This window comes from Lentzea rhizosphaerae (genome assembly GCF_042649515.1).
Classification (GTDB): domain Bacteria; phylum Actinomycetota; class Actinomycetes; order Mycobacteriales; family Pseudonocardiaceae; genus Lentzea; species Lentzea aerocolonigenes.
Genome location: NZ_JBHRZI010000057.1, coordinates 372,062 through 389,174, shown reverse-complemented (window position 1 = coordinate 389,174; position 17,113 = coordinate 372,062). Strand labels below are relative to the sequence as shown.

Annotated in this window: 14 protein-coding genes; 12 read left to right on the top strand and 2 right to left on the bottom strand. The window is 69.6% G+C overall.

What is annotated here, in order from left to right; all coding sequences use genetic code 11:
• Positions 1 to 135: 135 nt before the first annotated feature.
• Together ACFOWZ_RS46420 and ACFOWZ_RS46415 are read right to left on the bottom strand one after the other, a co-directional pair.
• Positions 136 to 918: an aminoglycoside adenylyltransferase domain-containing protein gene (locus ACFOWZ_RS46420; RefSeq protein WP_382380846.1), complete on the bottom strand. Its 783-nt coding sequence runs from the start codon at positions 916 to 918 to the stop codon at positions 136 to 138.
• A gap of 241 nt (positions 919 to 1,159) precedes the next feature.
• Positions 1,160 to 3,475, bottom strand: coding sequence for a DEAD/DEAH box helicase (locus tag ACFOWZ_RS46415; protein WP_382380844.1), 2,316 nt, complete (start codon positions 3,473 to 3,475; stop codon positions 1,160 to 1,162).
• A gap of 197 nt (positions 3,476 to 3,672) precedes the next feature.
• Between ACFOWZ_RS46415 and ACFOWZ_RS46410 the strand changes: the two genes are divergently transcribed.
• The 12 genes from ACFOWZ_RS46410 (at position 3,673) to ACFOWZ_RS46355 (ending at position 17,044) form a co-directional block, all read left to right on the top strand.
• Positions 3,673 to 5,982 (top strand): sodium-translocating pyrophosphatase, encoded by a 2,310-nt coding sequence (locus ACFOWZ_RS46410; RefSeq protein ID WP_382380842.1) that lies wholly within the window; start codon positions 3,673 to 3,675, stop codon positions 5,980 to 5,982.
• A gap of 65 nt (positions 5,983 to 6,047) precedes the next feature.
• Complete coding sequence (locus ACFOWZ_RS46405; RefSeq protein WP_030472577.1) at positions 6,048 to 6,620, top strand: hypothetical protein; 573 nt, start codon at positions 6,048 to 6,050, stop codon at positions 6,618 to 6,620.
• A gap of 29 nt (positions 6,621 to 6,649) precedes the next feature.
• Complete coding sequence (locus ACFOWZ_RS46400) at positions 6,650 to 7,219, top strand: hypothetical protein (protein WP_382380840.1); 570 nt, start codon at positions 6,650 to 6,652, stop codon at positions 7,217 to 7,219.
• An 80-nt stretch (positions 7,220 to 7,299) separates the two neighbouring features.
• Positions 7,300 to 7,908 carry a hypothetical protein gene (locus tag ACFOWZ_RS46395; protein ID WP_382380838.1) on the top strand — a complete coding sequence of 203 codons (609 nt, stop codon included), beginning with the start codon at positions 7,300 to 7,302 and terminating at the stop codon, positions 7,906 to 7,908.
• Positions 7,905 to 8,504, top strand: a complete 600-nt coding sequence (locus ACFOWZ_RS46390) for a hypothetical protein (RefSeq protein WP_382380836.1) — start codon at positions 7,905 to 7,907, stop codon at positions 8,502 to 8,504. The genes ACFOWZ_RS46395 and ACFOWZ_RS46390 overlap by 4 nt, the downstream gene beginning before the upstream one ends.
• A gap of 111 nt (positions 8,505 to 8,615) precedes the next feature.
• Positions 8,616 to 9,221 carry a hypothetical protein gene (locus tag ACFOWZ_RS46385; RefSeq protein ID WP_382380834.1) on the top strand — a complete coding sequence of 202 codons (606 nt, stop codon included), beginning with the start codon at positions 8,616 to 8,618 and terminating at the stop codon, positions 9,219 to 9,221.
• Between the two features lie 21 nt (positions 9,222 to 9,242).
• On the top strand, positions 9,243 to 9,785 hold the full coding sequence (locus ACFOWZ_RS46380) for a hypothetical protein (RefSeq protein ID WP_382380832.1): 543 nt from the start codon (positions 9,243 to 9,245) through the stop codon (positions 9,783 to 9,785).
• A gap of 48 nt (positions 9,786 to 9,833) precedes the next feature.
• Entirely contained in the window at positions 9,834 to 10,406 is a 573-nt protein-coding gene (locus tag ACFOWZ_RS46375; RefSeq protein WP_382380830.1) for a hypothetical protein, read from the top strand.
• Positions 10,407 to 10,535: 129 nt separating this feature from the next.
• The gene (gene topA, locus ACFOWZ_RS46370; RefSeq protein ID WP_382380828.1) at positions 10,536 to 13,295 is read left to right on the top strand and encodes a type I DNA topoisomerase; all 2,760 of its coding nucleotides are present in this window, start codon (positions 10,536 to 10,538) and stop codon (positions 13,293 to 13,295) included.
• 17 nt (positions 13,296 to 13,312) lie between these two features.
• Positions 13,313 to 13,717: a hypothetical protein gene (locus ACFOWZ_RS46365; protein ID WP_382380826.1), complete on the top strand. Its 405-nt coding sequence runs from the start codon at positions 13,313 to 13,315 to the stop codon at positions 13,715 to 13,717.
• A gap of 103 nt (positions 13,718 to 13,820) precedes the next feature.
• A complete protein-coding gene (locus ACFOWZ_RS46360; protein WP_382380824.1) occupies positions 13,821 to 15,824 on the top strand; it encodes a bifunctional MFS transporter/dTMP kinase in 2,004 nt (667 codons plus the stop codon).
• A gap of 23 nt (positions 15,825 to 15,847) precedes the next feature.
• Positions 15,848 to 17,044 (top strand): DNA polymerase III subunit delta', encoded by a 1,197-nt coding sequence (locus tag ACFOWZ_RS46355; RefSeq protein WP_382380822.1) that lies wholly within the window; start codon positions 15,848 to 15,850, stop codon positions 17,042 to 17,044.
• Positions 17,045 to 17,113 lie beyond the last annotated feature (69 nt).

The window sequence follows — 17,113 nt, the reverse complement described above, 5'->3', positions numbered from 1 at the left end:
TGTGAGCCCGCGGCCCGCGCCCAGCGTCCAGCGTCCTCAGCCCGACCCTGCTCGCGCTACGCGCTCGCCGGGTCGGACGCCGTGTCTTCTGGGGGACGACCCCCAGACCCCCGCGGGTTCGGGCGCGAAGCGCCCTCACGACAACGAGCAGCCTCGCTGTTCTGCATAGGCCGCGAATGCCTCGGTCTGCTCCATGCTTCCCGGACGCGGCACCGCGTCGGCGTCCCAGCCGAGGTCCCGGTCCCCCAAGACCTGCTCGATCAGCGGGTGCCACCGCTGATCGAGCATTTTCAGCCCCCAGAGCAGGGCGCCGCGCTTCGACTCCACCTCTCCCGTGTGGATGGTGTAGAGCATCCGGCAGTACGTCGCGACGATGTAGCGCTGAGTCCAGGCGACGTTCATCGGCGCCCACCCCTTGATGCCCTCCCACACGAGCGGCAGCTCGGCACACATCGCAGAACGCAGAGCCTCAGGTGGCACCTCGTCGACCAGTGAGGTGATCGGGGGGCCATCCAGCACGATGCCGCGGTTGCGCAGGATCCAGCGGGCGTGCGGGTTGTTGCAGTGGGTGTCCCAGATCAGCGTGCGGTGACCGTGGTCGTTGAACAGCCACGGAACCCCCATGCCCGCCACCGAGCGCAGTGAGCCGATGTCGGCGTACGAGCCTTCGATCTCGGTCGACCAGTGGCCGGGACGCGTCGGGATCTCGTCGTGCAGGGCGCGAAGCCCGGCTTCGCGGTCGCCCGAAGGCAGTTCGGTGCAGGCGACGATGAAGTCGCAGTCGCTGTGGATGTCGCCGGCTCCCAGGGCGAACGAGCCCTGGACGTAGGTGCCGACGTAGGTGGGGCCGAGGATCTCGCGGACGGAGGAGACGAGGTCGGCGAGCAGGGCGTCCAGATCAGAAAAGGGCGTGAACAAGGCAAACTCCAGGTACCCGAGGCCGGTGGGGGACGGGCGCGGCGGGACGTTCGACGCCCTGCGCTGTGGGGCGGCGAGGCAGTCGGGTCGGCCGCGAGAGGGCACGACGGAGCGATCAACGCCGCCGCGTCATCGGCGCGGCGAAGCGTCCTGGCTCGGCCGCGCTAGGCGCTACGGGTCCGGGTGGCGTTGCAGCAGCATGCGTTCACACCGCCACCGTAACCAGGCGAGGCCGGACTAGTCAGGCGATTTTGCCCAGCACCACGTCCAGCACCAGCACGGCACCGGCCTTGTCCAGCGGGTCGTTGCCGTTGCCGCACTTCGGCGACTGCACGCACGACGGGCAGCCCATCGGGCACGAGCACGCGCTGATCGCCGCCCGCGTCGCCGAGAGCCAGGCCCGCAGCGCCTCGAAACCGCGGTCCGCGAAGCCCGCGCCGCCGGGGTGGCCGTCGTGCACGAACACCGTGGGCATCCCCGTGTCCGGGTGTGCGGCCGTCGACACGCCGCCGATGTCCCACCTGTCGCACGTCGCGAACAGGGGGAGCAGGCCGATCGCCGCGTGCTCGGCGGCGTGCAGGGCGCCGGGGATCCGTTTGGCCTCCACGCCGGCGTCGAACAGCAGCGACTCGTCGACCGTGTACCAGACGGCGCGGGTGTGCAGGGTCTGTTCGGGCAGGTCGAGCGGGATCTGGTCGAGCACCACGCCGGACGGCAGCCTGCGCAGGTAACCGACGACCTGCGTGGTCACCTCCACCTCGCCCAGCGACACGGAGACGCCGTCGAAGTCGGTGCGTTCGACCTCGCGCACCACGGTGATGTCCACGCAGTCGCGCGGCTGCGTCGTCCACTCCGGGTCCTCGCGGTGCACCATCGCGAGGCCGCTCTCCAGGTCGAGCTCGTCGACCACGTACGCCCGGCCCTGGTGCAGGTACACGGCACCCGGATGCACCTGCCACGAAGCGGAGCCGGGGTCGACGGTGCCGAGCATGCGGCCCGAGTCCGACTCGACGACCGCCACCTGCTCGCCGCCGGAGCCGCGGATGTCCACGCCGGCGTGCGGGCGGTCGTGCGACGCCCAGTACCACCCCGCCGGCCTGCGACGCAGCAGCTTCTCCGCCACCAGGTCGGCGAGCACGGCCTCGGCCAGCGGGCCGCCGAAGTCGTCCAGGCACGCCGGGGTCAACGGCATCTCGGCCGCCGCGCACGCCAGCTGCGGGCCCAGCACGTACGGGTTCAACGGGTCCAGCACCGTGGCCTCGACCGGCCGGTCCAGGACCGCGGCCGGGTTGTGCACCAGGTACGTGTCCAACGGGTCGTCGCGCGCCACGAACACCACCAGCGCGCTGTCGCCCGACCTGCCCGCACGGCCCGCCTGCTGCCAGAACGACGCCAGCGTGCCGGGAAAACCGGCCACCACCACCGCGTCCAGCCCGGCGATGTCGACGCCGAGCTCCAGCGCGTTCGTCGTCGCCACGCCCAGCAGATCGCCTGTGGACAGCGCCTTCTCCAACGCCCGCCGCTCCTCCGGCAGGAACCCGCCCCGGTACGCGGCCACCCGTGAGGGCAGCTCACTGTCCACTTCGGACAGAATGCGCTGGGTGCCGATGGCGGTCAGCTCCGCACCACGCCGGGAGCGCACGAAGGCGAGCGACCGCGCCCCCTCGACCACGAGGTCGGCGAGGATCCGCGAGGTCTCCGCACCCGCCGAACGCCGGACCGGAGCGCCGTTCTCACCCTCCAGCGACGTCAGCGGTGGCTCCCACAACGCAACGGTCCGCGAGGCGCGCGGTGAGAAATCGTCCACGACGGCGGAAACCGGGACGCCCAGCAAACGTTCGGCGGAAGAAGAAGGATCAGCCACAGTGGCCGATGCCAGAACGAAGATCGGATCCGCGCCGTATTTGCGGGCGATCCGCCGCAACCGTCGCATCAACAGTGCCACGTGCGAACCGAAAACACCGCGGTAGGAATGGCACTCGTCGATCACCACGTACTTCAGCCTGCGGAAGAACCGCAGCCATTTCGGGTGCTGCGGCAGGATTCCGCGGTGCAGCATGTCCGGGTTCGTGAAGACCCAGTTCGCGTGCGCCTTGACCCAGTCGCGTTCGGCCATCGGGGTGTCACCGTCGTAGGCCGACGCGCGCACTCCCTTGATCCCCAGCTCGTCGAGCGCGCGGAGCTGGTCCGCCCCAAGGGCTTTGGTCGGTGAGAGGTACAGCGCCGTTGCCTTCGTGTCCGCCAAAAGAGTGGAAAGCACCGGCAGCTGGTAGGCGAGCGACTTGCCGGACGCGGTGCCCGTCGCGAGCACCACGTGTGATCCAGACCACGCAAGCGAAGCCGCTTCCACCTGATGCCGCCACGGCTCGCGCACGCCGATCTCGGTGAACGCCTCGACGACCTGCGAGGCGGCCCAGGAGGGCCATTCGACGTGATCAGCCTGCCGCAACGGAAGATCGCGTGCGTGTGTGAGAGGTGACTCCCCGGCGGGTACTCCCGCCAGCACGCGGTCCAGCAACCGCCGTCCCTGATCCACCACGAGGCGAGCTTTGCACACGACACCGACAGTTCCGGCCGGGCCGTGCTCCACTTCCTGCGCGGATAACGGTGTGTGCACGGATCGGGACAGTTCGTTGCCTCGTTGCAACCACCCCCTAGACTCCCCGCTCATCGCATCCAATGAGGGATGCGTCACGTCGCGCTGGGCGGCTGGTCTGCCTTGGCGCTGCACATGGCAACTCACCAGGAGGACGGATGTCCCGGCAATTCCTCGCGGAGAGCCTTGAGCTCTCCCCTGGGGATCGCGGCGTCGTAGCCGTGGTCGCCGTGGTCGCCCTGGCTGCCCTCGCCGTCGGGTACGTGCTGCTCAAGGAGGTGCTGGCCGCCGGCCAGGGCACCCCGAAGATGCAGGACATCGCCAAGGCGGTTCAGGAGGGCGCAGCGGCCTACCTCAACCGGCAGTTCCGCACGCTCGGCATTTTTGTCGTGATCGTGTTCGTGCTGCTGTTCGCGCTACCGGCGGATGATCTGGCCGAACGAATCGGTCGATCTTTGTTCTTCATCGTCGGTGCCGCGTTCTCGGCGACTATCGGCTACCTGGGCATGTGGTTGTCCACGCGCGCCAACGTGCGTGTCGCCGCCGCCGCGAACGAAGAAGGCGGTCGCGAAAAGGCGACGCGCATCGCGTTCCGCACCGGTGGTGTGGTCGGCATGACCACGGTCGGTCTCGGCCTCTTCGGCGCCGCGCTGGTCGTGTTCGTGTACACGGGTCAGGCCCCGAAGGTCCTGGAGGGCTTCGGTTTCGGCGCCGCGCTGCTCGCAATGTTCATGCGTGTCGGTGGCGGCATCTTCACCAAGGCCGCCGACGTCGGCGCCGACCTGGTCGGCAAGGTCGAGCAGAACATCCCCGAGGACGACCCCCGCAACGCCGCCACCATCGCGGACAACGTGGGCGACAACGTCGGTGACTGCGCCGGCATGGCCGCGGACCTCTTCGAGTCCTACGCCGTCACCCTGGTGGCGTCGCTGATCCTCGGCACCGTCGCGTTCGGTGTGCAGGGCCTGCTGTTCCCGCTGATCGTCCCGGCGATCGGTGTGCTGACCGCGATCATCGGCGTGTACACGACGAGGGCGAAGGTGGGCGAGAACGGCCTCACGGCCATCAACCGCTCCTTCTACATCTCCGCGGTCATCTCCGCGGTGCTGTGCACGGTCGCCGCCTTCTCGTACCTGCCCAGCTCCTTCGCGGACCTCAGGGGCGTCGGCGACGCGGTCAAGGCCACCAGCGGCAACCCGCAGCTGATCGCGGCAGTCGCGGTGATCATCGGCATCGTGCTGGCCGGCGTCATCCTGTGGCTGACCGGCTACTACACCGGCACCGAGCACAAGCCGGTGCAGGAGGTCGGCAAGACCTCGCTGACCGGTGCGGCCACGGTGATCCTGTCCGGCATCTCGGTCGGTTTCGAGTCGGCCGTCTACACCGCGCTCGTCATCGGTGCGGCCGTGTACGGCGCGTTCCTGCTCTCCGGCTCGGTCGTCGTCGCGCTGTTCGCGATCGCCCTGGCCGGTTGTGGTCTGCTCACCACCGTCGGCGTCATCGTCGCGATGGACACCTTCGGCCCGGTCTCCGACAACGCGCAGGGCATCGCCGAGATGTCCGGTGACGTGCACGGCGAGGGCGCGCAGATCCTCACCGAGCTCGACGCGGTCGGCAACACCACCAAGGCCATCACCAAGGGCATCGCGATCGCGACGGCCGTGCTCGCCGCGACGGCGCTGTTCGGCTCCTACCAGGACGCGATCACGCAGGCGCTGGTCAAGGTCGGCAACGTCGCGGGCGACCTGCCCGTGTCGTTCAGCAACCTGGTGTTCAGCCCGAACGTGCTCGTCGGCGTCGCGATCGGTGCGGCCGTCGTCTTCATGTTCTCGGGTCTCGCGGTCAACGCCGTGACGCGCGCCGCCGGTGCCATCGTGTTCGAGGTGCGCCGCCAGTTCCGCGACAACCCCGGCATCATGGACTACTCGGTGAAGCCGGAGTACGGCAAGGTCGTCGACATCTGCACCAGGGACTCGCTGCGCGAGCTCGCGACTCCGGGTCTGATGGCCGTGCTCGCCCCGATCGCCGTCGGCTTCGGCCTCGGCGTCGGCCCGCTGGCGGGTTACCTCGCCGGCGCGATCGCGACCGGCACGCTCATGGCGGTCTTCCTGGCCAACTCTGGTGGTGCCTGGGACAACGCCAAGAAGCTGGTCGAGGACGGCAACCACGGCGGCAAGGGCTCCGACGCCCACGCCGCGACGGTCATCGGCGACACCGTCGGCGACCCGTTCAAGGACACCGCCGGCCCCGCCATCAACCCGCTGATCAAGGTCATGAACCTGGTCTCGGTGCTGATCGCGCCCGCCATCGTCACCTTCTCCATCGGTGACAACGCGTCCGACCCGATCCGCATCGCGATCGCCGTGGTCGCGGCACTGATCATCGTCGGTGCGGTGGTCGTGTCCAAGCGTCGCGGTACCGCCATCGCGGACACCCCCGCGGAGACCGTGAGCAACGGCGCCGCGTAGTTCCTGGCCCGGTCGGGGTACGTTCGGGTATCCCCCCCGACGTACCCCGACCGAGGAGTTAGGACATGAGGCGCAGCCTCGTCGCCACTGCCGCTGTTGCCGCCCTGGCGCTGACCGGGTGCACCAACGGCGGCAACTCCGGCACTTCATCGACGCCCACCAGCGGCGCGGCCAGCCCCGAGGCCGTCGCCTACATGGACAAGGTGTGCGGCGCCGCGTCCGAGTTCGCCAAGATCGAGAAGAGCGCCCCGAAGCTCGACTCCGGCGACTCCGCCAAGCTCAAGGCCGACATGGCCGCCTACATGGGCCAGCTCGCCGACGCCTTCACCAAGTCCGCGGACGGCCTCAAGAACGTCGGCCCGTCGCCCGTCGCGGGCGGTGAGGAGGCCGTCAACAAGATGGCCGAGGCGTTCACCTCCCTGGGCACGGTCTTCACCGACGCCAAGACCAAGATCGAGCAGGCCGACGCGAACAACGCCACCGGAGGCATCCAGGCCGCCGGGGAGGCCATCGCCAAGCTCTCGGAGCTCGCCGACCCGCTGCGGGACATCAAGGCCGTCCCCGAGCTGCAGAAGGCCACCCAGACGGCGCCGAAGTGCCAGGAGATGCAGCGGCTCAACGTCACGCCAACGAGCTGAGCGAGGCCGTTCGGAGTAGCTTCCGCCCCATGCGTCGCACAGTCATCGCGCTCATGACGAGCTGTCTGCTCGTGGTCACCGCGTGCAGCAGCGGAGGTTCTTCCACCTCGACGTCGCCCACGGCCAGTGAGGCCGATGTCGTGGCCTGGATGGACAAGGTCTGCGGTGCCGTCGGCGGCACCGTGACGGCCATGTCGGACGAGCCCAACATCGACATGAGCGACCCGTCGAAGCTCAAGACGGGTCTGTCGGAGTGGCTCGGCACCAAGGTCGGCGCCGTCGACAAGTCGATCGCGGACCTCAAGGGGCTCGAGAACGGCCCGCACCCGAAGTCCAAGGAGCTGGTCACCGCCGCCGAGCAGGGCATGGGCCAGATCAAGACCCTGCTCGCCGACACCAAGGCCAAGCTCGACTCGGCGACCGACCCGACCCAGGTCGTCTCGGCCTTCACCGACATGATCGCGAAGGCGGCCGATCTGGAGAAGGCGGGCGCCGACGTGCAGAAGAAGATGGACGAGACGGGTCTCGCGGACGCCTCGAAGAAGGCGGCCAACTGCAAGGCGCTGGAGGCTTCGACGGCACCGACCCCCACCTCCTGACGTGGAGAAAGCCGGCTGACCGGATCGCCCGAACGTGTACTGTTCGGCGGTCCGGTTAGACGTTTCTGGGGGAAATCACCGTGAACGCACGTTTGTCGATCCTTGCTGCCTGCGCCGGGGCCGCTCTGGCCCTCACCGGGTGCGCCACCACCGCCGCGCCGTCCACGCCGACGCCGGCGCCCGCGACGACCAGCAGCACGACCCCGCCCGCCGCCGACCCGGTCAAGTGGGCCGGCGCGTTCTGCAGCGGCACCACGCCGGTGCTGACGGGAGCGGTCGAGCTCATCACCGTCGCCGCGGCCAACGCGGGCAACCCGGTCGCGCTCAAGGAGGGCATGCTCAAGATCCTCGAGACGGGCTCCAAGTCGCTGGCCGACGCCGAGAAGAAGCTCAAGGAGATCGGCGCGCCCGGTCCCGAGGCCAAGGCTCTGCACGACGAGCTCGTGAAGATGTTCGGCGACGGCGCCAAGGAGTACGTGACGATCGCCGAGCAGGTCCGCAAGATCGACGCGAACGCGCCGGACTTCCTGGACCAGGTCGAGAAGCTGGGCGGCGAGTCCGCCGACCCGTCGAAGCTCTCCGAGCAGGTCAAGAAGCTCGACGCCGACCCGAAGTACAAGGACGCCATCGCGAAGGCGCCCGAGTGCACCGAGATGCGGACCAAGCTCGGGAAGCTGCTCGGCCAGTGACGACGTTTCGCCTGATCGCGGCCGTGCTGAGCGCGGCCGCGATCGCCGCGTGCAGCACGCCGCCGGCACCGGTCCAGCCGCCGGCCGCACCTCCCGCCACCACCACGACGCCGGACGTGCCCGGCGCCGATCCGGTGGCGTGGTTCGAGGCCTACTGCGGTCCCCTTGGCGTCACGGAGATCGCACGAGGCGACATCCAGGCCAAGGTGCCGCAGGGCATGGCCGCCGTGAAGGACGCGGTGGTGCGCTGGGCGTCGACGGCCGCGGCGTCCGACCGCAAGATCGCGGACGACCTGGAGAAGCTCGGCCCGCTGAGCTCCGACGTGCAGAACCCGCACGAACGCCTGATCAAGGCGCTGCGCCAGTCCGCGACCGGCTTCGACGACGCGTCCGGGCGGTTGCGGGCACTGGCCGCCGACGACGTGTTCCCGGAGCGGTACGCGCAGGTCATGGCGACCAGCGGGGGTCCTGCGCGGGAGAACGCCACGTTGATGTTCAAGCAGATCGTGGACGTCCCGAAGTACGGCGAGGTGTTCCGCGCGAACAAGGTCTGTGCGGACTGGCAGGCCCTGGCGAAACAGGGCCAGGGAAAATAGGGCTCTCCTCGAATTGCGCAGCTAGCTCCGCACAACCCGGAAAATCGGCGATGTGGATCCCCCGAATGGGTACTTTTCGGCGGTCCCGTCAGCCCTTTCTGGGAGTCTTCCGTGAACGCACGTTTGTCGGTCATCGCTGTCTGCGCCGGCGCCGCTCTCGCTGTCACCGGCTGCTCGAGCAGCGCCACGCCGTCCACGCAGAGCGCGGCGCCGACCACGACCACCGCCGCCGCGCCCGCCGCCGATGCCGTCAAGTGGGCCGGCACGTTCTGCGGCGGCATCACGCCGGTCCTCGCGGGCGGCGGTGAGCTCACCTCCCTCGTCGCGGCGAACGCCGGCAACCCGGCGGCGCTCAAGGAGGGCGTGCTCAAGGTTCTCGACGCCGGCTCGAAGTCGCTGGCGGACGCCGAGAAGAAGCTCACGGACGTCGGCGCGCCCGCTCCTGACGCGAAGCCGCTGCACGACGAGCTCGTCAAGACGGTCGGCGACGGCGCCAAGGAGTACCAGGCGGCGGCCGTGCAGCTGCGCGCTCTCGACCCCAACGCGCCCGACTTCACGGCCCAGATCCAGAAGCTCGGCGCCGCGGCGACCGGTCCGGCGAAGCTCTCCGCCGAGATCGCGAAGCTCAACGCCAACCCGCTGACCAAGGACGCCCTCGGCAAGGCGCCGGAGTGCGTCGACATGAGCGCGAAGCTGGGCAAGCTGATCGGTCAGTGACGTCGTTGCGATGATGAGGTCGTGCGAACACGCCTCATCGCGACTGTCCTGGCCACGGCGGTACTGACCGTTTCCTGCGCGTCCGACGAGGAGAAACCCCTCACGGACGCGCAGGGCCAGTGGGTCGACGCGTTCTGCGGCGGCCTGCTGCCCGGTGTGAAGGCGGGCGCGGAACTGCGGGCGCAGGACTCCGCCGACCCGGCCGCGGTGAAGGCGGCCTACCTCAAGCTCGTCACGGCTAACGCGACCTCGCTCGCCGACGCCGAGAAGAAGCTGAAGGAGCTGGGTCCGCCGTCGGACGAGCTGAAGGACGTGCACGAACGCACGGTCGCGTACCTCGGCGAGTCGGCGAAGTCGTACGCCGCTGCCCAGGCGCCCGTTGCGGCGCTGCAGCCGGACGCGCAGTTCTGGGACGGCGCGGAGAAGGTGCTGGCGGACACGTCGCAGGTCAAGAGCCCCGAACAGCTGCGGGCCACGTTCGACGCGCTGGAGAAGTCGCCCAAGTACGCCGCGGCGATGGGGAAGTCCGCGCCGTGCGGTGACGTGAAGAGCGCCGGTCGTTAACACCTGTCCCACTGGCCACAGTCGAACGTCTGTTCTACCCTGTGGGCCGTGGTGGGGCAGTTGTCCTTCTTCTCGGCCGAGGCGCGCACGCCGGCCAAAGCGGACCTCGCCGGCTTCCTCTGCGGGCCGGGCCAGGCCGTCAGCTTCGCGCGCGGTACGGCCGCCCGCGTCTACGTCGAGCTGCGCGACGAGTGGCGCCACCGCCCGCTCAAGCAGGCCTGCGACGAGCGCGGCGTGACGTCCGAGCTGTGCGTCGACGAGGAGGGCACGCGGTTCGTCCGCACCCCGTTCCGCACCGATCTCACCCCTCTGGCCGCCCGCTGGCTGGACGGATCAGTCAAGAAGGTGCCGGACGACTTCGAGCTGAACGGCGCAGTGCTGCGGGTCTGGGCGCTGGCCGCGGGCAGCTGGATGGAGTCGGCGTACCTGCTCGGTTTGGACCCCAACGCACCGCAGACACACCTTCCGTTGCAAAATGCCCTGCTCGCATCCGGACTTCCGTGCACCCTGGTAGGGGCTCCGGCGTTGCGGGTAACCGGCCGACGAAGGCTGGCACGGCTCGCTGAGCTGGTCGGAAGCCCTCCGCACGGGGTGGCGTGCAGCACCTGGCCGGCGGCCTGAGCGGGCGGTCCGGCAAGGTTGTGTCACGCTGTCTCGTCGTACAGGCGTCGCGGATGGTGTGCTTTTCGGCCGACGCTGGGCAACACTGGCGGGCCTGGGAACCGGGTTTGGAAGAGAGCGGGACGGCGAGTGGCTGGATCGACACGGACGAGAAAGAGCAGCGGAGGCGCGGGTAGCACCCGACGGTTGGTGATCGTCGAGTCGCCCACGAAGGCGCGCAAGATCGCGTCCTACCTCGGCAGCAACTTCGTCGTGGAGTCCTCCAGGGGACACATCCGGGACCTGCCGCGCGGTGCCGCCGACGTTCCCGCGAAGTTCAAGGGCCAGGCCTGGGCCAGGCTCGGCGTGGACGTCGACCACGACTTCGAACCGCTCTACGTGATCTCCGCCGACAAGAAGTCGCTGGTCACCGAGCTCAAGGAAGCGTTGAAGGACGTCGACGAGCTCTATCTCGCGACAGACGGTGACCGCGAGGGCGAGGCCATCGCGTGGCACCTGCTGGAGACGCTCAAGCCCAAGGTCCCGGTCCGCCGGATGGTGTTCCACGAGATCACCGAGTCCGCGATCCAGGCCGCCGCCGCCAACCCGCGCGACCTCGACCAGGACCTGGTCGACGCCCAGGAGACCCGCCGCATCCTCGACCGCCTCTACGGCTACGAGGTCAGCCCGGTGCTGTGGAAGAAGGTCATGCCGAAACTCTCGGCTGGCCGCGTGCAGTCCGTAGCGACGCGTCTGGTCGTGGAGCGCGAACGCGAGCGGATGAAGTTCGTCTCGGCGAGCTACTGGGACATCTCCGCGCAGATGGACGCCGGTGCGGACGCCACGCCGCGTCAGTTCGGCGCGCGTCTCGTGGCCGTCGACGGCACGCGTCTCGCCACGGGCCGTGACTTCGGCTCGGACGGCAAGCTGACCGGCAAGGCCGACGTCGTCGTGCTGGACGAGGCGCAGGCACGCGCCATCGCCGCCGGTCTGGAGAACGCACCGGTCAAGGTCTCCTCGGTCGAGGAGAAGCCGTACTCGCGCAAGCCGTACGCGCCGTTCATGACCTCGACGCTGCAGCAGGAGGCGGGCCGCAAGCTGCGGTTCTCCGCCGACCGCACGATGCGCACGGCGCAGAAGCTGTACGAGAACGGTTACATCACCTACATGCGTACCGACAGCACGACGCTGTCGGAGACCGCGATCAACGCCGCCCGCACGCAGGCGACCGACCTCTACGGCGCGCAGTACGTCTCGGACAAGCCCCGCCAGTACACGCGCAAGGTCAAGAACGCGCAGGAGGCGCACGAGGCGATCAGGCCGGCAGGAGAGGTCTTCCGCACGCCGGGTCAGGTGGCCGCCGAGCTCGACTCCGACGAGTTCAAGCTCTACGAGATGATCTGGCAGCGCACGATCGCGTCCCAGATGGCCGACGCGCGGGGCAACACGACCAGCGTCCGCATCCAGGGCCGTGCCGCGACGGGCCAGGAGGTCACGTTCGCCGCGTCGGGCCGCACGATCACGTTCGCCGGCTTCCTCAAGGCCTACGTCGAGAGCATCGACGCCGAGGCCGGTGGCGAGTCGGACGACGCGGAGTCGCGCCTGCCGCAGCTGGTCAAGGACCAGGACCTGACGATCGCGGAGCTGTCCGCGGACGGCCACACCACCTCGCCGCCCTCGCGCTTCACCGAACCGTCGCTGATCAAGACGATGGAGGAGCTCGGCATCGGCCGTCCCTCCACGTACTCGTCGATCATCAGCACCATCCAGGACCGCGGCTACGTGTGGAAGAAGGGCGCCGCGCTGGTCCCGTCGTGGGTGGCGTTCGCCGTGGTCGGGCTGCTGGAGAACCACTTCGGCCGCCTGGTCGACTACGACTTCACCGCGGCGCTGGAAGACGAGCTGGACGGCATCGCCGCAGGTCGTCAGGGCCGCACGACGTGGCTGTCCGGGTTCTACTTCGGCGGCAGCATCGGCCCGGACGGCTCGATCGGCCGGTCCGGTGGCCTGAAGAAGCTCGTCGGCACGGGTGTCGAGGACATCGACCCGCGCGAGGTCAACTCGATCCCGCTGTTCAGCGACGACGAGGGCCGCACGGTCGTGGTGCGCGTCGGCCGCTTCGGCCCGTACCTGGAGCGCGAGGTCGACGGTGCCGCGCAGCGCGCGAACCTGCCGGACGACCTGCCGCCGGACGAGCTGACGAACGAGATCGCCGAGAAGCTCTTCTCGACGCCGCAGGAAGGCCGTTCGCTGGGCACCGACCCGGTCTCCGGCAACGAGATCGTGGCCAAGGAGGGCCGCTTCGGCCCGTACGTGACCGAGGTGCTGCCCGAGCTCGAGGAGGGCACGCCGAAGTCGAAGGCGCCGAAGCCGCGCACCGGCTCGCTGTTCAAGTCGATGTCGCTGGACACGGTCACGCTGGACGACGCGCTGAAGCTGCTCTCGCTGCCGCGCGTGGTCGGCAAGGACCCGGAGACGGGCGCCGAGATCACCGCGCAGAACGGCCGCTACGGCCCGTACCTGAAGAAGGGCACGGACTCGCGGTCGCTGGTCGACGAGGGCCAGATCTTCACGGTCACGCTCGAAGAGGCGTTGAAGATCTACTCCGAGCCGAAGAAGCGTGGCCGGGCGGCCGCCGCGCCGCCGTTGCGGGAGCTGGGCAACGACCCGGTGTCCGGCAAGCCGATGGTGATCAAGGAGGGCCGCTTCGGCCCGTACGTCACCGACGGTGAGGCGAACGCGTCGCTGCGCAAGTCGGACAGCGTCGAGACGATCACCGACGAGCGTGCGGCCGAGCTGCTGGCCGAGAAGCGCGCCAAGGGACCGGTCAAGAAGAAGGCTCCGGCCAAGAAGCCGGCCGCCAAGAAGCCCGCGGCGGCGAAGAAAGCTCCGGCCAAGTCGAAGAGCTGAGCTGGTAGGAGGTGGCGGTGCCGACGAACGAGTTCGGTCCGGACGGGACTCAGGCCCCGCCGCCTCCCAGGCTGTTCCCCGACCCGTTGGCCGGGCTGGTGACCGCCGGCACCTGGATCGCTCCCCAATGGACGTCTTCCACGTCACGTGTGTCGGTGCCGACACCGCCTGAGCCGACCGAAGAGATGCGCCAGGCGATCTTCGCGCAGATGGAACGGGAGCGGCGCCGCCCGCGCGGCCGGGTCCAGCGACCTCCCCACCAGCAGCCTCAGCCGTTCGTGCCGACGTACCAAATCCCTGTGGCGCAACAACAGCAGCCCGCCAGGCAGACCGGCGGAGTGGGTGCGTTCATCGGCTGTCTGGTGGTGCTCGCGTTCTTCGTGCTGGTCCTGATCAACATTCTCGCGTCGATCTTCAGCTAGTCGTGCTGAGAGTCCGGCGTGCTGACTCACCTCATCCGGTTACGCTGATCGCACGGAGTGGGCCGATTTTGGGGTGACGAACATTCAGGACGCGGACACAGGAGTGACCGAGGCAGGCCAGTCGGGGCAGGCCCAGTCCAGCGTGTCCACGGTCCACCGGCTGCGCTCGGTGCTCGCGATCCGGCCGTTCCGCAGGCTGTGGCTCGTCACCTATCTGTGCAGCGTTGGTGACTGGCTGTCACTGCTCGCGTTGACCGGTCTGGTCTCCGAGATGATGAACAGCTACCAGTGGCAGTCGTTCGCGTTGTCCCTGGTCGTGCTCACGCAGCTGCTGCCGGGCATCCTGTTCGCGCCCATCGGTGGCGTGCTCGCGGACAAGTTCGACCGCCGCAAGGTGATGGTGATCTGCGACGTCCTGCGCGGGTCGTTGTTCATCTCGATCGCCCTCATCGGCTCGCCGATCTGGCTGTTCGTGGCGAACTTCCTGGTCGGCTGCTGCGCGATGCTGTGGATCCCGGCCAAGGAGTCGGCGGTCCCGAACCTGCTGCGCCGGCCCGACCAGGTGGAGTCGGCGAACCAGCTCGGCCTGGTGATGACCTACGGCATCTCCACGATCAGCGGTTTCGGCCTGTACTCCCTGATCGCGGGCATCCCCGGCTACCTGAACCTGCAGGGCGGGAACCTCGAGTTCCGCATCGCGACGATCGCCGTGATGATCAACGGCCTGCTGTACTTCACCTCGGCGGTCCTGGTCGCGACCAGGCTGCCCGAGCTGTCCGGCCGTGTCGCGTCGGCCCCCAAGAAGGACGCGGACAAGCCCGGTTTCGTCGCGATGTTCCGCGACGGCCTGCGGTTCGCCGCCGCGACGCCGCTGGTCCGCGGCCTGGTGATCGGCATGATCGGCGCGTTCGCCGCGGCCGGTGTGGTGATCGCGACCGCGAAGCTCTACGCGCAGTCGCTGCTGGGCGGCGCCTCGACGTTCGGCCTGCTGTTCGTGGCCGTGTTCGTGGGCCTCGCGATCGGCATGGCGACCGCGCCCAGGCTGGCCCAGCGCCTCGCCTACAACCGGTTGTTCGGCGTGACGATCGTGGGTGCCGGCATCACGCTGGTGCTGGTCGCGCTCGCGCCGCACCTGTGGATCGCGCTGCTGACGGTGGCGCTGGTCGGCTCGTGCGCCGGCGTGGCGTTCCTGACCGGCCTGACGATCGTCGGCTCGCAGGTCGAGGACGAGATGCGCGGCCGCACGGTGGCATTGATCCAGTCGTTGCTCAAGATCGTGCTGTTCGGTGCGTCCGCCGGTGCTCCGCTGCTGGTCGCGCTGCTGCAGAAGCGGACGGTCAGCGTCTTCGGCCACCCGATGGAGGTCGACGCGACCCGTCCGGTGATGCTCGGCGGCGCCGCGATCGCGATCGTCCTGGGCCTGGTCGCGTACCGGCAGATGGACGACCGCCGCGAGGAGCCGGTGCTGTCGTCGCTGTTCGCGGCGATCCGCGGCCGCCGCAACACCAAGGGGCTGCTGATCGCGGTCGAGGGCGACACCCGCGAGGACACGTCCGTGCAGGCCCGCCGCCTGGCCGCCGCGTTGCGCGCCGAGGGCCTCGACGTGCTGCTGGCCGCCGATCCCGAGCACGACGAACGCCGTCTGCGCACGATGCTGTCCTCCGCCGAACTGGCCGGCGTGCGCGCGCAGGCACTCGTTGCCGCCGCCGTACGCGCTGATGTCGTTGAACGGCAGGTGCGCCCCGCACTGGACGAGGGCTCCGTCGTGGTGATGGAGCGCTATGTCGACTCACCGCTGGCACACTTCACGGCCACGAGCTCGCTGGAGCACCAGGAGCTCGAAGGCCTGGTCGACTGGGCCACCGGACGCCTGCGCCCGGACCTGACGATCCTGCTGGACCGCCCGGTCGCCGACGGCAAGGCGATCGGCCTGGAGCACCACTGGCGGGTCCAGCGGCTGCTGAGCGAGATGGCCGCCGCCGATCCGGACCGCTACGTCGTGGTCGAGGCCGACGGCGACGCGGACGCCGTGGCCGAGCGAGTCCGTTCGGCCGTGGTGCCGCTGCTCGCGACCCGCAAGCGAGCGGTCCCCGAAGCCGCCGTCTGACGGCCCGCTGGAAGACTGCACCCATGAGCGTGTGGGACGAGGTGGTCGGCCAGCCGGACGCGGTGGCAACCCTGTCCGCGGCCGCAGAAGCCGCGGCCACGATCGTCGCGGGCGGCACTCCGGCACCTGGCGTGATGACGCACGCCTGGCTGTTCACCGGCCCACCCGGATCCGGTCGTTCGTCCACGGCCCGCGCGTTCGCCGGCGCTCTGCAGTGCGTCGTGACGGACGACCGCCCCGGCTGCGGCGTGTGCACCGGCTGCCGGACCACCCTGCACGGCACCCACGCCGACGTGCGCGTGGTGACGCCGGAGGGCCTGTCGATCTCGGTCGCCGAGATGCGGGCACTGGTCCAGATCTCCGCCCGCCGCCCCACGTCGGGCCGGTGGCAGGTCGTGATCATCGAGGACGCCGACCGCCTGACCGAGGGCGCCGCCAACGCCCTGCTGAAGGCCGTCGAGGAACCGCCGGAGCGCACGGTCTTCCTGCTCTGCGCCCCTTCCGACCACCCCGACGACGTGTCGGTGACCATCCGCTCGCGCTGCCGCCTCGTGTCCCTGGGTTCACCGCGCCCCGCCGCCATCGCCTCGGCCCTGGAGTCGGTCGACGGAGTTCCGCCCGAGATGGCGCAGTGGGCGGCGTCGGTCTGCGGCGGCCACGTGGGCCGCGCACGCCGGTTGGCCGTCGACGAACAGGCCCGCGGCCGCCGAGAGTCCGTACTGCGCATCCCCTTGGCGCTGCGCAAGCCCGCCGACGTCTTCACCTGCGCCGACGAGCTGATCAAGGCCGCGGAGGAGGACGCCACCACGGCCAACGAGGCCCGCAACGAGGCAGAGCGCGAGGCCCTCGAAACGGCGATGGGCGCGGGCGGCACCGGAAAGGGCACCGCGGCCGCGACCCGTGGCGCCAAGGGTGCGTTGAAGGACCTGGAGAAGCGCCAGAAGTCCCGCGCCACCCGAACCCAGCGCGACTCGCTGGACATGGCCCTGGTGGACCTGGCCGGCTTCTACCGCGACGCCCTGGTGACCAAGACGGGTTCCGAGGCAGCGCTGATGCACCCGGACCGCGCCGGCGACTCGCGGACGGCGGCGGCGCAGTGGTCGCAGGAGTCGATCCTGCGGCGGCTGGAGGCGGTGCTGGCGTGCCGTGAGGCGATCGAGGTGAACGTGAAGCCGCGGATCGCGATCGAGGCGATGGTGACCACGCTGCACCGCGGCTAGGCCCTGTATCGAACCCGAGCGTCTCAGGACATTATTTTTTGGCGCGAAAAGCACGTTCGGGCCATCTAT